At 73.8% G+C, this 13,407-nt stretch carries 12 protein-coding genes; 9 read left to right on the top strand and 3 right to left on the bottom strand.

The annotated features are described in order from the left end of the window. Positions 1–82: 82 nt before the first annotated feature. From ACFUEL_RS22005 to ACFUEL_RS21995, 3 genes are all read left to right on the top strand, one after another. Positions 83–967, top strand: a complete 885-nt coding sequence (locus ACFUEL_RS22005; protein ID WP_033253200.1) for a carbohydrate ABC transporter permease — start codon at positions 83–85, stop codon at positions 965–967. A 6-nt stretch (positions 968–973) separates the two neighbouring features. Continuing rightward, entirely contained in the window at positions 974–1,867 is an 894-nt protein-coding gene (locus ACFUEL_RS22000; protein ID WP_380238214.1) for a carbohydrate ABC transporter permease, read from the top strand. Positions 1,868–1,937: 70 nt separating this feature from the next. Then, a complete protein-coding gene (locus ACFUEL_RS21995) occupies positions 1,938–4,514 on the top strand; it encodes a family 78 glycoside hydrolase catalytic domain (RefSeq protein ID WP_380238213.1) in 2,577 nt (858 codons plus the stop codon). Positions 4,515–4,603: 89 nt separating this feature from the next. Here ACFUEL_RS21995 and ACFUEL_RS21990 read toward each other — a convergent pair whose 3' ends face one another. Continuing rightward, complete coding sequence (locus ACFUEL_RS21990) at positions 4,604–5,320, bottom strand: flavodoxin family protein (protein WP_380238212.1); 717 nt, start codon at positions 5,318–5,320, stop codon at positions 4,604–4,606. Between the two features lie 290 nt (positions 5,321–5,610). Between ACFUEL_RS21990 and ACFUEL_RS21985 the strand changes: the two genes are divergently transcribed. The 4 genes from ACFUEL_RS21985 to ACFUEL_RS21970 all read left to right on the top strand — a co-directional run bounded on the left by ACFUEL_RS21985 (position 5,611) and on the right by ACFUEL_RS21970 (position 9,730). After that, a complete protein-coding gene (locus ACFUEL_RS21985) occupies positions 5,611–6,012 on the top strand; it encodes a hypothetical protein (protein ID WP_380238211.1) in 402 nt (133 codons plus the stop codon). Continuing rightward, positions 6,005–8,359, top strand: coding sequence for a caspase family protein (locus ACFUEL_RS21980; RefSeq protein ID WP_380238210.1), 2,355 nt, complete (start codon positions 6,005–6,007; stop codon positions 8,357–8,359). Before ACFUEL_RS21985 ends, ACFUEL_RS21980 begins: the two co-directional genes overlap by 8 nt. Before the next feature lie 173 nt (positions 8,360–8,532). Beyond that, positions 8,533–9,027: a glutathione peroxidase gene (locus tag ACFUEL_RS21975; protein ID WP_380238209.1), complete on the top strand. Its 495-nt coding sequence runs from the start codon at positions 8,533–8,535 to the stop codon at positions 9,025–9,027. Positions 9,028–9,145: 118 nt separating this feature from the next. Further along, positions 9,146–9,730 carry an isochorismatase family protein gene (locus ACFUEL_RS21970; RefSeq protein WP_380238208.1) on the top strand — a complete coding sequence of 195 codons (585 nt, stop codon included), beginning with the start codon at positions 9,146–9,148 and terminating at the stop codon, positions 9,728–9,730. 41 nt (positions 9,731–9,771) lie between these two features. Here the strand turns inward: ACFUEL_RS21970 and ACFUEL_RS21965 are convergent, their stop codons facing one another. Then, the gene (locus ACFUEL_RS21965) at positions 9,772–10,005 is read right to left on the bottom strand and encodes a hypothetical protein (RefSeq protein WP_380238207.1); all 234 of its coding nucleotides are present in this window, start codon (positions 10,003–10,005) and stop codon (positions 9,772–9,774) included. 179 nt (positions 10,006–10,184) lie between these two features. Here ACFUEL_RS21965 and ACFUEL_RS21960 point away from each other — a divergent pair, with 179 nt between their 5' ends. Further along, positions 10,185–10,580, top strand: a complete 396-nt coding sequence (locus ACFUEL_RS21960; protein WP_380238206.1) for a YkvA family protein — start codon at positions 10,185–10,187, stop codon at positions 10,578–10,580. Between the two features lie 99 nt (positions 10,581–10,679). Beyond that, entirely contained in the window at positions 10,680–12,770 is a 2,091-nt protein-coding gene (locus ACFUEL_RS21955) for a glycosyl hydrolase family 28-related protein (protein ID WP_380238205.1), read from the top strand. 7 nt (positions 12,771–12,777) lie between these two features. Here the strand turns inward: ACFUEL_RS21955 and ACFUEL_RS21950 are convergent, their stop codons facing one another. Further along, on the bottom strand, positions 12,778–13,368 hold the full coding sequence (locus tag ACFUEL_RS21950) for a GNAT family N-acetyltransferase (RefSeq protein WP_380238204.1): 591 nt from the start codon (positions 13,366–13,368) through the stop codon (positions 12,778–12,780). Positions 13,369–13,407: the final 39 nt, after the last annotated feature.

The following is a 13,407-nucleotide window of genomic DNA, read 5'->3' as shown; positions in this document are numbered from 1 at the left end:
GGGCGTGCGCACGCCCCGCCCCCGCGATCCGCCCGGCCGCGTGCCGCAACCGCTCCCTCCACGACAACGAAGGACACGTCCAATGCACCGCGTACTCGGTGACCGCAGGGCGGTCGCGATCCTGTTGGGCCCCGCCCTGCTGGTGTACACCCTCGTCATGCTCGTCCCCATCGGCTGGTCGCTGGGGTACTCCTTCACCAAGGGCAACAGCATCACGGGGTTCAGCTGGGCCGGATTCGCCAACTTCCAGCGCCTCGCCGACGACCCGGCCGTCCACGACGCCCTCTGGTTCACCGTCAAGTACGCGGCCGTCGTCACCGTCGGCCAGGTCGCGGCCGGGTACGCGCTGGCCCTGCTGTACACCTTCTACCTGAAGAAGGCATCCGCGCTGGTGCGCACCCTGGTGTTCTTCCCCGTGGTGCTGCCGACCGTCGCGGTCGGCCTGCTGTTCCAGAAGCTCTTCCAGGTCGCCCCGCAGACCGGCCCGGTCAACTCCCTGCTGGAGCTGGTCGGCCTGCACTCCGTCGACTGGTTCGGCAGCGCCGGGAGCTCGTTCTGGGTCCTGATCCTGATGGACGTCTGGCGCTCGATGGGCTTCTACGCGGTGCTGCTGTTCGCCGGCCTGGTGGACATCCCCGACGAGGTCCTCGAATCGGCCCGCCTCGACGGCGCCTCCGGCCTGCGGCTGATCCGCCACATCGTGCTGCCGCTGTCCTTCCCGGTCCTGATGTCCTCGGCGATCTTCAGCATCAACGGCACCCTCAAGGTGTTCGACTCGATCGTCGCGCTCACCAACGGCGGCCCCGGCAGCGGCACCACCCCCCTGACCCTCTCCATGTTCCAGACGTCCTTCACCTACGGCGAGTACGGCTACGGCAGCACCATCGCGGTCCTGCTGACGGTGCTGTGTTTGCTGGTGACGCTGGTCGTCTTCCGCGTCTCGCGGCGCGATCTCACGAAGGGCTGAGCCGCCATGTCCGTCGACACGCCGCTGCGCACCGCACCCGCCCACGCCGTCCGCAAGGCCGCCCCGCGGCGCCGCCGTCCGCTGCGCGGCCTGTGGGCCAAGGTCCTGATCGCCCTCCTCGTGGTCGTCGAGGTCTACCCGCTGCTGTGGATGTTCCTCACCTCGGTGAAGTCCAACAACGACTACCTCAACCACTCCACCTGGAGCCTGCCCACCCACTGGGAGTGGGGCAACTACGCCGAGGCGTGGACCACCGGCCACATCGGCCTGTACCTGCGCAACAGCCTGCTGGCCGTCGTCCCCTCGCTGGCGCTGGTCCTGCTGATGGGCGCGGCCGCGGGCTTCGCACTGCAGATCATGGTGTGGAAGGGTCGGAGCCTGACCCTGCTGGTCTTCCTGGCCGGCGTCATGGTGCCCTCGCAGATGATCCTGCTGCCGCTGTTCACCGTCTACTTCCGCACCGGCCTGTCCGGCACGCTGTGGCCGCTGATCCTCACCTACACCGGCACCGGCCTGCCGCTGACCGTCTTCATGATGGCCACCTACTACAAGAGCGTGCCCCGCGAGCTCTTCGAGGCCGCCACCATCGACGGCGCCGGGATCCTGCGCATGTTCTGGACGATCAGCCTGCCCATGGTGCGCAACGCGATCCTCACCGTCGGCCTGGTGCAGTTCTTCTTCATCTGGAACGACCTGCTGGTCGCCCTGACCTTCACCAACAGCCAGGACCTGCGCACCGTCCAGGTCGGCCTGCTGAACTTCACCGGCGACTTCGGCGCCACCCAGTACGGCCCGCTGTTCGCCGCGATCTGCCTCAATGTCTTCGGCACGCTGGCGATCTACCTCTTCCTCAACCAGAAGGTCATGAAGGGCCTCACCGGAGGCGCGGTCAAGGGCTGACGCCCCCTCACCCCGCCGCCCCGCATCGCCCACACTCCGGAAGGTCCCCATGCTTCTCCCGCCTGCCCCGGTGACGTTCGAACACCTGCCGGACGGCCTCGGAACCGGCGTCGCCGCGCCCCGCCTGTCCTGGACCCTGCCTGCGGGCACCCGCGCCCAGGACGCCTACGAGGTCGAGGTCGAACGCGACGGCCGCCGCACCGCCACCGGACCGCTGCCCGGCGCCGACCACCGCCTGGTGCCCTGGCCCGCCGCGCCGCTCGCCTCCCGCGAACGCGCCACCGTCCGCGTCCGCGTCTGGGCCGACGGCGAAGGCCCCTCCGCCTGGAGCGCGCCCGCCGCCGTCGAAGCCGGACTGCTCTCCCCCGCCGACTGGACCGCCGTCCCGGTCGGCGCCGCCTGGCCCGAGGACCCCGACGCCGAACGCCGCCCCGCCCGGGTCCGCACCGGCTTCCACCTCGACAAGCCCGTGGAGCGCGCCCGCCTGTACGTCACCGCGCACGGCCTGTACGAGGCCGAGATCAACGGCCGCCGCATCGGCGACGAGGCCCTCGCCCCCGGCTGGACGGTCTACCCCGAACGCCTGCGCTACCGCACCCACGACGTCACCGCCCACCTCGTGCCCGGCGACAACGCCCTCGGCGCCTGGCTCGGCGACGGCTGGTACCGCGGCAGGTACGGCTTCGACGGCGGCACCCGCAACATCTACGGCACCGACCAGTCGCTGATCGCCCAACTGGAGGTCACCCACCCCGACGGCACCCGCACCACCGTCGCCACCGGCCCCCACTGGACGGCCGCCCCCAGCCCGATCCTGTTCAGCGGCCTGTACGAGGGCGAGACCCACGACTCCCGCCTCGACGACCCGCTCTGGTCCACCCCGCGGGCCACCACCGACGGCTGGACCCCGGTCGCCGTCCACACCCGCGACCCGCGCACCCTGGTCGCCCCGCAGGGCCCGCCGGTGCGCTGCACCGCCGAGGTCGCCCCCGTCTCGGTGACCCGCCGCCCCGACGGCCGCCACCTGCTCGACTTCGGCCAGAACCTGGTCGGCCGCCTGCGGATCACCGTCGACGGCCCGGCCGGCACCGAGGTCGTCCTGCGGCACGCCGAGGTCCTGGACGGCGGCGAACTCGCCGTCCGCCCGCTGCGCGAGGCCCGCTCCGTCGACACCCTGATCCTGGCCGGCGGCCCGCAGACCTGGGAGCCCCGCTTCACCCTGCACGGCTTCCGCTACGCCGAGATCACCGGCTGGCCCGGCGACCTCGCCCCCGCCGACGTCACCGCCCGTGTCCACCACACCGACCTGCGCCGCACCGGATGGTTCGAGTGCAGCGACCCGATGGTCAACCGCCTCCACGAGAACGTGGTGTGGAGCATGCGCGGCAACTTCGTCGACATCCCCACCGACTGCCCCGCCCGCGACGAGCGCCTCGGCTGGACCGGCGACCTCCAGGTCTTCGCCCCCACCGCGGCCTTCCTCTACGACTGCGCGGGCATGCTCGACTCCTGGCTCACCGACCTCGGCATCGAGCAGCTGCCCGACGGCACCGTCCCCTGGTACGTGCCGGTCATCCCCGGCGAGCCCGCCTGGACACCCATCCAGCCAGGCGCCGTCTGGGGCGACGCCGCCACCCTCACCCCCTGGCTGCTGCACCAGCGCTTCGACGACCCCGAACTGCTGCGCCGCCACTACACCGCCGGACGCCGCTGGGTCGACCTGGTCGACCGCCTCGCCGGGCCCACCAGGCTCTGGGACAGCGGCTTCCAGCTCGGCGACTGGCTCGACCCGGCCGCCCCGCCCGAGGACCCCGGCGCGGGCCGCACGGACCCGTACCTGATCGCCACCGCCTACTTCGCCCACTCCGCCCGGCACCTGGCCCTCACCGCCCGGGTGATCGGCGAGCACGCCGACGCCCACCGCTACGGCCTGCTGGCCGACCAGGTCGCCTCCGCGTTCCGGCAGCGCTGGGGCACCCCGGACGGCCTGCTCACCTCCGACAGCCCCACCGCGTACGCCGTCGCCCTGCGCTTCAACCTCGTCAGCGACCCCGCCGCCCGCCGCCGGGCCGGTGACCGCCTGGCCGAACTGGTCCGCGAAGGCGGCCACAAGATCGCCACCGGCTTCGTCGGCACCCCGCTGATCTGCGACGCCCTCACCGACGCCGGACACCTGGAGGACGCCTACCGGCTGCTGCTGCAGACCGAGTGTCCGTCCTGGCTCTACCCCGTCACCCAGGGCGCCACCACGATCTGGGAACGCTGGGACAGCCTGCGCCCCGACGGCACCCTCAACCCGGGCGGCATGACCTCCTTCAACCACTACGCCCTCGGCGCGGTCGCCGACTGGCTCCACCGCACCGTCGCCGGTCTCGCCCCCGCCGAACCCGGCTACCGCACCATCCGCTTCGCCCCCCGCCCCGGCGGCGGCCTCACCTGGGCCAGGGCCAGCCACGACACCCCCCACGGCACCGCCGCCATCTCCTGGCAGCTCACCGACCGGGGCCTGAACGCCGAACTGACCGTCCCGGCGGGCTGCGCGGCCGTCCTCGACCTCCCCGGCCACCCACCCCGCCCCCTCGGCCCCGGCACCCACCACGTCAACACCTCCGCCCCCGCCCGGGCCGCCCTGGCTTCCACCGCCTGAACCGGCCACCACCCCCGAACGCCCGCTCCCCGACCACGGCAGCGGGCGTCCGTCCTGCCCACCGCGACCGCCGGCTCCGGCGGGCGGCCCTACCGGTGTTCGGGGTTCTCGAAGTCGAAGCGGCAGCCCGCGTCCCACTCGGAGCGCTGGTTGCCGTGCACCGGGATGCCGCCCGCGTCCTTCAGCATCCGGGCCAGGTGCAGCTGGTTCCACGTCATGAACGTGGTGTTCCGGTTGGTGAAGTCGTTCTCCGGCCCGCCCGACCCCTCGTCCAGGTAGGAGGGCCCCGGCCCAGCCGGCCCCACCCAGCCCGCGTCGGCCTGCGGCGGGATGACGTACCCCAGGTGCTGGAGGCTGTACAGCACGTTCATCGCGCAGTGCTTGGCACCGTCCTCGTTCCCGGTGATCAGGCAGCCGCCGACCCGCCCGTAGTAGGCGTACTGGCCGTGCTCGTTGAGGACGGACGAGCAGGAGTACAGCCGCTCGATGACGCGCTTCATCACGGAGGAGTTGTCGCCCAGCCAGACCGGGCCGGCCAGGGTGAGGATGTCGGCGGCCATCACCTTCGAGTAGACGACCGGCCACTCGTCGCTCTCCCAGCCGTGCTCGGTCATGTCCGGCCATACGCCGGTGGCGAGGTCGAGGTCGACCGCGCGCAGCACCTCGGTCCGCACGCCCTGGCGTTCGAGGATTCCGGTGCTGATGTCGATCAGGCCCTGGGTGTGGCTGCGCTCCGGAGAGCGCTTGAGCGTGCAGTTGATCACCAGGGCGCTGAGGTCGCGGTAGGACGTGCCGGTGTCGGTCATCGTTGCGTTCCCTTGCGGCGGAGCGGGTGGCGGAGCCGGACGGTCGGGCGGCGCCGGAGCGGCCCGGCTCACGACTATCCCGCTCCGCCGGGCGGAACGGGCCGGACGGCGCACCCGCGGCGGCGAAGTCGGCCGCCGCTCACCCGTCCGGCCCCGTACGGCCCCGTACGGCCCCGTCCCGCCCGGCGCCGCGCACCGCCGCCGTCCGGCTTCCCGCCGTTCCGCTGCGGACCGGACGCGTTCCTGCCATGATGCGCAATGGCTGACAACAGGCAGGAAAGCAGGATGAGTTGACTGGCATTCAGATCCGGTTGTCCGGTGACGACGCGATCGGCGAGACGGCCGCACTGTGGGAGTGGCTGCGCGGCGAGGACCGGCTGCGGGGCCTGGTCAGGGCGGTCGCGTCGCCGCCCGTCGAGGGCGAGCTCGGCGGCGCCGTCGACCTCCTGCAGGTGGCCGTCGGCACGACCGGCGTCGCGGGGGTGCTGGCCCGGTCGCTGACGGTGTGGCTGCGGACCAGGCGCTCGCACGTGCGGGTGACCGTGACGCGCTCCGGCGGGGACGACACGACCACGGTGGAGGTGAGCAACCTCGACCCCGGGCAGGTGGAGGAGGTCCTGCGCAGGACGCTCGACGGGGGCGGGGGCGGGGGCGGAGACACGGGTACAGGAGGGGGCGGGGAGCGTGCCTAGGCTGCCCGGCCTGCCCGCCGGCCTGACCTCCCGGGCGATCCTGATCGGCACCACCAGCTACCGGGACGAGGGGTTCTCCCGGCTGCCCGCCGTGGCCAACAGCCTCGACCGGATGCGGCGGATCCTGCTCGACCCGAAGCTCTGCGGGTGGTCGGAGGAGGAGGTGACGGTCTTCCGGGACCCGGAGAACATCAGTGCGCTGGCCCCGAGGCTCCGCCGGCTGTTCGAGAGCACCGACGGGGTCCTGCTGCTGTACTACGCGGGGCACGGCCTGCTCCAGCCGAACGCGCAGCTGTGCCTGACGTTCACCGACACCAACCCGACGGACCCCGACGTCAGCAGCCTGACGTACGAGAAGGTCCGGGACAACCTGCTCGGCTGCCCCGCCCGCGTCCGGATCGTCGTCCTCGACTGCTGCCACGCCGGGCGCGCCACCCGGACCCTGGCCGGGCCGGGCGGCGGGGCGCTGAGCGAGGCCCACCTCGACATCGAGGGCACGTACGTCCTGGCGGCGGCCGAGGGCCCGGCGGACGTCGTACCGCTGGCCGAGCAGGCCGGCACCCCGACGTCCTTCACCCGGCACCTGGTCGAACTGGTCGAGGAGGGCGTCCTCGGCGGCCCCGAACTGCTCAGCCTCGGCGCCCTGTTCCCCCATCTGAGGCTCCGGCTCGCCGGACGCAACCTGCCCCGGCCGACCCAGTCGAACACCGGCTCCTCCGCCGCCTTCCCGTTCACCAGGAACGCCGCCCGGGAGGCGGCCACCCGGGCCCTCTCCGAGTACCGCGCGGCCATGGCGGACCTCCTCGCCCGCGCCGAGCGCCGCGGGCTCGGCCCCGAACGGCTCGCCGACGCCCTCGCGCTCTCCGCCGACTCGGCCCGCGCCTACCTCGGCGGCCACTGGATCGTCCCCGAGGACGTGCTGCGGGACTACTTCGCCGTCCTCGACGCCCACGACTGCGGCCCGTACGCCTACACCAGGCACCGCCTGCCCGAGCTCCGGGCGATCGCCGAGGCCGCCGCCGCGAACGACCCGGCCGAGGTGCCGGCGCTGCTGGAGCTCAACCACGCCCAGGCCCGCGAGATCCGGGAGCTCCGCGGTGCGCTGTCCCGCGAACGCGCCGGCTCCGCCGAGGCCGAGGCCGCGCGGGCGGCGGCGGACCGGGCGCGGGCGGCGACCGAGGACGCGGCGGCCCGGGAGCAGCGGCGGGCCGACGAGGAGCTGGACCGGCTGCGCGCGCAGGTCGACCGCCAGCGCCAGCAGCTCGTGCACGCCTCCCGGTACACCCGGTCGCTGGAGTCGGAACTGGCCGGCGTCCGGCAGGAGGCGGACCGGATCGCCCGTGAACTGCGGGTGCTGCGCAGGCAGTTGAGCATGACGACGGAGGCGCCGGACGTACCGCGGCCGCGCGCCGCCGGGGCGGTCGAGCAGGCCGAACGGGACGAGCGGGTCGAGCGGGTCGAGCGGGTCGCGCAGACTGAACGGAACGAGCGGGCCGAGCGAGACGAGCGGGCCGAGCGGGACGCGCCCGTCCCGGTGGCCGTGCCCGCCGCGGTGCGTCCGGCGCCCGCGGGAGCAGCGGTGGCCGCCGCGCCGCCGCCCCGGCCCTGGCCCCGGCAGGTGTCCGGGCAGGCGCCCCGGCCGCCCTGGCGCCCCCGGCCGGTCAGGAGCGTGCCGGCGCGGGCGCGGCGCCGGCGCGGTCCGTGGCGTTCGGGCCGGTCGTCGCTCTGGAGCGGGTGGGCCCGCGCGGTGATCGTCTCGTGCGGACTGGCGGTCGTGCTGGGCGGGCTGGCCTGGGGCCTCGGCCTGCGCAGCGACGCGATCGGCGACCTGACCGCCCCGCCGTGCGCCGCCGGGGTCACGGCCGAGGCGGCCCGGGAGAGCGACTGCATCGTGACGGAGACCGGCCTGGTCGCGGACAAGAGGCACTCCCCCGCCGCCTCCTCCGACAACAGGGACACCTGGACGCTGACGGTCTCCCGGGGGACGACCCGGAAGGGCTACGACGTCGACGGCACGCTCTTCGGCTCGGTCCGGGTCGGCGACAGCGTGGACGTCAAGGTCTGGAAGGGCGAGGTGGCCCGGCTCGAACACGCCGGCCACTCGCACCGGGTCAGGTCGCCCTTCACCCGGGAGCGCGTCCTGGCCCTGCTGGTGGTGACCTCTGGGATCGTGCTCACGGTGGCGGTGCTGAAGCGGGCCGGGGTGCTGGAGACGGTGTTCCTCCTCGCCTGGTTCTCGCTCTGGGAGAGCGTCCCGCTGCTGGCCCTGCTCAGCAGCACCTCGCCGTGGGCCCTGCTCCTGCTGCTGTGGGCCGCCGTCGGCTTCGCCGGCCTGGCCATGCTCTAGACGTACCGGCGGGCGTACCCCGGCGGGCGCACCGGTCGGCGTACCGGTCGGTGCACCGGTCGGCATACCGGCGTACTGGCGGGCGTACCGGTCGGTGCACCGGCCGCGGCGGCGCCCGGCGGGGTAGGTTCGGGGGCGTTGGCATGTCGTCGCAGAGAAGGCAGGTGCAGGTCATGGCGGATGCGCTGTTCGAGCTCCCGATCCGGACGCTGGCGGGCGAGCCGTCCTCGCTGGGCGAGCACCGGGGGAAGGTGCTGCTGCTGGTGAACGTGGCGTCGAAGTGCGGGCTGACGCCGCAGTACGCGGGCCTGGAGCGGCTGCAGGAGAAGTACGGGGAGCGCGGGTTCACGGTGCTCGGGTTCCCGTGCAACCAGTTCATGGGGCAGGAGCCGGGCTCGGCGGAGGAGATCCAGGAGTTCTGCTCGACCACGTACGGGGTGTCCTTCCCGCTGTTCGAGAAGATCGACGTGAACGGGGCGGGGCGGCACCCGGTGTACGCGCGGCTGACCGAGGTCGCGGACGCGACCGGTGAGGCCGGGGACGTGCAGTGGAACTTCGAGAAGTTCCTGGTGTCGGCGGACGGCGAGGTGGTCGGGCGGTTCCGGCCGCGGACCGAGCCGGAGTCGGCGGAGCTGGTGGCCGCGATCGAGGCGCAGCTGGCGGGCTGAGCCCGCGCGCGGTGGGCCCGGGGCCCGGACCGTCCGAACTGTACAGGTAACCTGCGCAGTGGAACTGGACAGTCCGGGCCCCGGGCCGTCCGCGCAACCGCCCGACGAAAGGCCCGCCGTGTCCGTCACCGCGCTCGACCCGAACACCGCCCTGGTCGTCATCGACCTCCAGCAGGGCATCCTGGCCGCCCCCACCGCCCCGCACCCCACCCGGGAGGTGCTGGAGCGCAGCATCGCGCTGGCCGGGGCGTTCCGCGCCGCGAAGCTGCCGGTGGTGCTGGTGCGGGTGTCCTTCGCCGCGGACGGCGGGGACGTGCCGCCCGGCCGCACCGAGCAGAACCGGGGCGGTTCCGGCGCGCCCCGCCCCGAGGGCTGGGACCGGCTCTCCGAGGAGCTGCTGGACCCGTCCGACCTGGTGGTGACCAAGCACAACTGGGGCGCCTTCCACGGCACCGACCTGGACGTGCAGCTGCGCCGCCGGGGCGTGACGCAGATCGTGCTGACCGGCGTGGCCACCAGCATGGGTGTGGAGTCCACCGCCCGGGCCGCGCACGAGCACGGCTACCACGTGACGCTGGCGGTCGACGCGATGACCGACCTGGACGCGGAGGCGCACCTCAACAGCGTGCGGCGGATCTTCCCGCGGCTGGGCGAGACCGGTACCACCGAGGAGGTGCTGGCGCTGCTGGCGGCGACCCGCTGAGCCCCGCCCACCCCCGCACCCGCCCGCCGGGGCGCGCCGGGTCAGGCTTCGCCGGGGTGCCAGGCGGGCCACTCCCACGGGCGGTCGTCCCAGTGGACCCGGACGGGGTCGTGCGGGTCGAGGTCGGGGTAGTGGTGGTGCAGCTCGGGTTCGAACTCCTCGGGGGCGAGCGGCTTCCAGCCCGCGTCCCGGAAGTGGACCAGGCGGTAGCGGCTGTCGGTGCGGAACTCGGCGACCCGGATCAGCGGCTCTTCGGTGGTGCTGTTGCTCGTCATGCGGCCAGCATCGGCCGGACCCCGGCGGCGCGCACGCCCGGGGCGCGCCGGGCGGCGTGTCCCGGGTCCGCACGGGTGGGCCGCCGCCCGGGTGGGCCGCCGCCCGGCACGGGCCCCGGGGGACCGGGCGCGGTCCCGTACCGTGGAAGGAGTCGAGGCGTTCGTCCCGGGAGGACCCAATGGGTAGTGGCAAGGGCAGGGCGGCCCGGGTGCGGGGGCTGGACGGGCTGGCGGTGACGCGTTCGGCGTGGGGGCTGTACCGGGAGACCCGGCGGCCGGGCGCGCCGGGGGCGGTGGCGCGGGTGCGGGCGCTGCCGCGCCTGCTGCGGGACGCGCTGGCGGGGCGGTACCCGGGAGTGGGGCCGGGGAAGCTGGCGGCGCTGACGCTGGCGGTGGGGGTGTACCTGCTGAGCCCCCTCGACGCGGTGCCGGACTTCCTGCCGCTGCTGGGCTGGGGCGACGACACGGCGCTGCTGCTGTGGTTCCTGATGGGCCTGACCCGGGAGTCCGGGCGGTACGTGGAGTGGCAGGCCGGTCGCACCGCAACGATTGATCCTTCAGTCGCAAGAATCTGACATCAGGTAGAAATTTCTGCGCAACTCTCTTGTGGACGTGCCGCGTGCGCCCCTACTGTCGGCTCACCTCCACCACGCCTTCCAGAGAGCCGGTCCCCGATGCCCGCTGCCCCCGCGTCCCCCTCCCGTTCCGTGCCGCCCCGTTCCGTGCCGCCCCGTTCCGTCCTGCCCCGCCCGGCCCGCGCCGGGGCGGCCGTGGTCGCCTCCGTGCTGGGGCTCGGGGTGGCGCTGTGCGCCCCGGCCGCGTACGCCGCACCTTCCTCCTCCGGCGGCGGCGGCGCCGTGGTGACCCGGGCCGGGATCGACCCGGCGCTGACCGCCGGCCGCGGCGCCCGGGTGGACTTCCAGGAGCAGGAGGCCGAGCAGGCCGCCACCACCGGCAGCGTGATCGCCGCCGACCGCACCGCGTACACCCTGGCCGCGGAGGCGTCCGGCCGCAGCGCGGTGAAGCTGGCCCCCGGCCAGTACGTGGAGTTCACGCTGCCCGCGGCCGCCAACGCGATCACCGTCCGCTACAGCCTCCCCGACGCGGCGGACGGCGGCGGGATCACCGCGCCGCTGGACGTCACCGTCAACGGCCGGGACCACCGCCGGCTGACGGCCACCAGCCAGTACTCGTGGCTGTACAACCAGTACCCGTTCACCAACGACCCGAAGGCCGGGCTGCTGCACCCGGACTGGTGGATCACCGAGTGCGGCTGCGTGCCCGCCGCGACCACCCCCGCGCCGACCGTGGCCACCCCGTTCCGCCCCGGGCACATGTACGACGAGCAGCGGATGCTGCTGGGCCGCACCTACCGGGCGGGCGACAAGGTCCGGATCGCGCTGCCAGCCGGGTCGAAGGCGTCCTGGGCGGCGATCGACCTGCTGGACTCGCAGCTGGTCGCCGCCCCGCACGTCGAGCCGAGGGCCGTCAACGTGCTGGCGCTGGGCGCCGACCCGACCGGGCGGCGCGACTCGGCGGACGCCATCGACCGGGCGGTCAAGCTGGCCAAGGCCGTGCACCTGCCGGTCTACCTGCCGCCGGGCGTCTTCCAGGTCAACCGGCACCTGGTGGTCGACGACGTGACCGTGATCGGCGCGGGCAGCTGGTACACCGTGCTCAAGGGCACCCAGCAGACCCTGGCCGCCCCCGCCCCCGACGGCAGCGTGCACACCGGCGTCGGCGTCTACGGCAAGGACGCGGCGCAGGGCGGCAGCCACGACGTCCACCTCTCCGGGTTCGCCATCGAGGGAGACGTCCGGGAGCGGATCGACACCGACCAGGTCAACGGCGTCGGCGGCGCGTTCAGCGACTCCAGCATCGAGGGCCTGTACATCCACCACACCAAGGTCGGCATCTGGCTGGACGGCCCGATGAAGAACCTCGAGATCACCGGCAACCAGATCGCCGACCAGATCGCCGACGGCATCAACTTCCACACCGGCGTGGCCGACTCGGTGATCCGGGACAACTTCCTGCGCAACACCGGGGACGACGGCATCGCGCTCTGGTCGGAGAAGACCCCGGACGCCCGGATCACCATCGACCACAACACCGTGCAGTCGCCGACCCTGGCCAACGCCATCGCGGTGTACGGCGGCACCGACACCACCGTCTCGAACAACCTGGTCGCCGACCCGGTCCGCGAGGGCTCCGGCCTGCACGCGGGCTCCCGCTTCGGCGCCGAGCCGTTCGCCGGGTACCTGCACTTCACCGACAACACCACCGTGCGGGCCGGCACCTACGAGCTGAACTGGAACATCGGCCTCGGCGCGATCTGGTTCGAGGTGCTCGACCGGGACGTCGACGCCGACATCGCGGTCACCGGCGACCACTACCTGGACTCCACCTACAACGCGATCATGGCGGTCGCCGAGTGGGGCGTGAAGGACCAGTACCGGCTGTCGAACCTGGCGTTCAAGGACGTCAAGATCGACGGCACCGGCACCTCGGTGCTCAGCGCCCGCGTCGCCGGCTCCGCCAGTTTCCAGAACGTGACCGCCCGCAACGTCGGCGCCGTCGGCATCAACAACTGCGGCACCTTCCACTTCACCCCGGCCGGCTCCGAGTTCTCGGTCACCGACCTGGGCGGCAACTCCGGCAGCGGCACCACCGGCAACTGGCTGGCCCCCTGGGAGCTGCCCAACACCCTCACCTGCGACGACCGCCCGCCGGTGGTCGCCCCGCCCGCCCCGTCCGCCTGGTGACGTACGGTCAACCCTCCTGCGGGGAAAGCGACTTGGCCAGCTTGACGAAGCGCAGGTCGGGGCGGAGCGGCACGCCGAAGCGCTCGTCCCCGTAGGGGAAGGGCTCGAAGCCGCCGGTACGGGCGAAACCCCGCCGCTCGTACCAGGCGATCAGGTCGGCGCGCTGCTCGATCACCGTCATCTCCATCGTGGTCGCGCCCCACGCGGCCCGGGCCCACTCCTCGGCCCGGGCCAGCACCTGCCGCCCCAGGCCGCCGCCCTGGATCGCCGGGGAGACCGAGAACATCCCGAAGTACGCCGCGCCGCCGCGCCGCTCGACGTGGCAGCAGGCGGCGGGGGCGCCGTCCCGCTCGACCAGCAGCACCACCGAGTCGGGGCGCTCCAGCAGTTCGGCCACCGCGGCCGCGTCGGTACGCTGCCCCTCCAGCAGGTGCGCCTCGGTGGTCCAGCCCGCCCGGCTGGACTCGCCCCGGTAGGCCGACTCCACCAGCGCCACCAGGGCGGGCACGTCCCGGGCCTCGGCGGCCCGGAAGACCGGGGCGGGGGCCTGCCCGGCGACCTGGTCGGTCGGGGCGGCGGCGGGCTCGGCGGCGGTCATCGGTGCTCTCCTCGGGGCGGGTGCGAACGGGCCCCGCGG

Source organism: Kitasatospora sp. NPDC057198, assembly GCF_042670125.1.
Classification (GTDB): domain Bacteria; phylum Actinomycetota; class Actinomycetes; order Streptomycetales; family Streptomycetaceae; genus Kitasatospora.
This window is presented reverse-complemented; position numbering and strand designations above follow the sequence as displayed.

Excerpts from the sequence above, each read along its gene's own strand:
- ACFUEL_RS22005 (WP_033253200.1), top strand. The coding sequence starts at position 83 with ATGCACCGCGTACTCGGTGACCGCAGGGCGGTCGCGATCCTGTTGGGC.
- ACFUEL_RS22000 (WP_380238214.1), top strand. The coding sequence starts at position 974 with ATGTCCGTCGACACGCCGCTGCGCACCGCACCCGCCCACGCCGTCCGC.
- ACFUEL_RS21990 (WP_380238212.1), bottom strand. The coding sequence starts at position 5,320 with ATGACCGACACCGGCACGTCCTACCGCGACCTCAGCGCCCTGGTGATC.
- ACFUEL_RS21975 (WP_380238209.1), top strand. The coding sequence starts at position 8,533 with ATGGCGGATGCGCTGTTCGAGCTCCCGATCCGGACGCTGGCGGGCGAG.
- ACFUEL_RS21965 (WP_380238207.1), bottom strand. The coding sequence starts at position 10,005 with ATGACGAGCAACAGCACCACCGAAGAGCCGCTGATCCGGGTCGCCGAG.
- ACFUEL_RS21960 (WP_380238206.1), top strand. The coding sequence starts at position 10,185 with ATGGGTAGTGGCAAGGGCAGGGCGGCCCGGGTGCGGGGGCTGGACGGG.
- ACFUEL_RS21955 (WP_380238205.1), top strand. The coding sequence starts at position 10,680 with ATGCCCGCTGCCCCCGCGTCCCCCTCCCGTTCCGTGCCGCCCCGTTCC.
- ACFUEL_RS21950 (WP_380238204.1), bottom strand. The coding sequence starts at position 13,368 with ATGACCGCCGCCGAGCCCGCCGCCGCCCCGACCGACCAGGTCGCCGGG.